Here is a 2,500-nt window from a genome sequence, read left to right as displayed (position 1 = left end):
TTTCGTTGACGGGGCTATCACCCTCTCTGGCTTCGTTTCCCAACGAATTGAACTATCTTCCCAAATTCTTGCTCGTTATTTCAGTCCTACAACCCCAAGATGCAAGCACCTTGGTTTGGGCTCTTCCCATTTCGCTCGCCGCTACTCCGGGAATCGATTTTTCTTTCTGCTCCTGCTGCTAATGAGATGTTTCAGTTCACAGCGTATTCCTTCATTATCCTATGTATTCAGATAATGATAACTCGATTGAGTTGGGTTTCCCCATTCGGAAATCTCTGGGTCATAGCGTACTTACCGCTCACCAAAGCTTATCGTAGTTAGTCACGTCCTTCATCGGCTCCTAGTACCAAGGCATTCACCACGCGCCCTTATTCACTTAACCACTACGTTTCCGTAGGGTCAGCATATGAGTTGGTCTTTCGACCTGCGATTAAACCGTTCTTTATTAAAGAACTTTGTTGTTTCTCGGTTCAATTTAGCGTCATCTTGCGATGACTTTAAAAAGAATTTGTTATTATTCAGTTTTCAATGTACAAACCCGCCAACCTTCCGGCTGGCTATGGAGAATAGCGGGATCGAACCGCTGACCCCCTGCTTGCAAAGCAGGTGCTCTCCCAGCTGAGCTAATTCCCCAAGTCCTGGTTGGGACTTCTTGACAGTAGCCCACTCAAAACTAAACAAAACTTTGATCCAATCAAATTGACTTGCGTCCCTGTAACGCTCCGTTTTTCCTTAGAAAGGAGGTGATCCAGCCGCAGGTTCTCCTACGGCTACCTTGTTACGACTTCACCCCAGTCATCTGTCCTGCCTTAGACGGCTCCCTCCAAAAGGTTAGGCCACCGGCTTTGGGCATTACAAACTCCCATGGTGTGACGGGCGGTGTGTACAAGACCCGGGAACGTATTCACCGCGGCATGCTGATCCGCGATTACTAGCGATTCCGACTTCATGTAGTCGAGTTGCAGACTACAATCCGAACTGAGACGTACTTTAAGAGATTAGCTTGCCCTCGCGGGTTTGCGACTCGTTGTATACGCCATTGTAGCACGTGTGTAGCCCAGGTCATAAGGGGCATGATGATCTGACGTCGTCCCCGCCTTCCTCCGGTTTGTCACCGGCAGTCTCGCTAGAGTGCCCAACTAAATGCTGGCAACTAACAATAAGGGTTGCGCTCGTTGCGGGACTTAACCCAACATCTCACGACACGAGCTGACGACGACCATGCACCACCTGTCACTTTGGCTCCGAAGAGCACAATGTTATCTCTAACATCTTCAAAGGATGTCAAGACCTGGTAAGGTTCTTCGCGTTGCTTCGAATTAAACCACATGCTCCACCGCTTGTGCGGGTCCCCGTCAATTCCTTTGAGTTTCAACCTTGCGGTCGTACTCCCCAGGCGGAATACTTAATGCGTTTGCTGCGGCACTAAGAGGCGGAAACCTCCTAACACCTAGTATTCATCGTTTACGGTGTGGACTACCAGGGTATCTAATCCTGTTTGCTACCCACACTTTCGAGCCTCAACGTCAGTTACAGTCCAGTAAGCCGCCTTCGCCACTGGTGTTCTTCCATATATCTACGCATTCCACCGCTACACATGGAGTTCCACTTACCTCTACTGCACTCAAGTTAGCCAGTTTCCAAAGCAATTCCACAGTTGAGCTGTGGGCTTTCACTTCAGACTTAACCAACCGTCTGCGCTCGCTTTACGCCCAATAAATCCGGATAACGCTCGGGACATACGTATTACCGCGGCTGCTGGCACGTATTTAGCCGTCCCTTTCTGGTATGGTACCGTCAATCTTAGGTCATTGCCTACCTAAGCCATTCTTCCCATACAACAGTGCTTTACGACCCGAAAGCCTTCATCACACACGCGGCGTTGCTCCATCAGGCTTGCGCCCATTGTGGAAGATTCCCTACTGCAGCCTCCCGTAGGAGTTTGGGCCGTGTCTCAGTCCCAATGTGGCCGATCAGTCTCTCAACTCGGCTATGCATCATCGTCTTGGTGAGCCTTTACCTCACCAACTAACTAATGCAGCGCGAATCCATCTTTTAGCGACGCCGAAGCGCCTTTTAACAACCTTTTATGCAAAAAGTTGTTTTATACGGTATTAGCATCTGTTTCCAAATGTTATCCCCTACTATAAGGCAGGTTATTCACGTGTTACTCACCCGTTCGCCACTCACTTGAAAGGTGCAAGCACCTTTCGCTGTGCGTTCGACTTGCATGTATTAGGCACGCCGCCAGCGTTCATCCTGAGCCAGGATCAAACTCTCATGTTAAAAGTTTGAAGATTGCTCTTCGATTAAACTGACTTACTAGTTTCCTAGCTTTATCCGTTTATTGTTCTTACGAATTGACTTCGCAAATTTGTGTTTACTAAGTAACCTTAGTAAATCGTTACAGATTTGTTTGTTCAAAGTTTTGTTCAGTTTTCAATGTGCTACTGCGTTGCTCCCTTACGAAACAACTTAATTAGTCTATCACGCTGCTTGC

1 tRNA gene and 2 rRNA genes (1 of these 3 cut by a window edge) are annotated in these 2,500 nt (G+C 48.0%); all 3 read right to left on the bottom strand.

Features of this window, described 5'->3' with window-relative positions:
• A 23S ribosomal RNA gene (locus C7384_RS07910) occupies positions 1–382 on the bottom strand (it extends 2,524 nt beyond the left edge of the window).
• Between the two features lie 178 nt (positions 383–560).
• A tRNA-Ala gene (locus tag C7384_RS07905) sits at positions 561–633 on the bottom strand.
• A 103-nt stretch (positions 634–736) separates the two neighbouring features.
• Positions 737–2,286 (bottom strand): 16S ribosomal RNA (locus C7384_RS07900).
• The 16S and 23S rRNA genes sit together here with 1 tRNA gene alongside, the layout of an rRNA operon.
• Positions 2,287–2,500: the final 214 nt, after the last annotated feature.

This window comes from Convivina intestini, from assembly GCF_003096575.1.
GTDB classification, from domain to species: domain Bacteria; phylum Bacillota; class Bacilli; order Lactobacillales; family Lactobacillaceae; genus Convivina; species Convivina intestini.
This window is presented reverse-complemented; position numbering and strand designations above follow the sequence as displayed.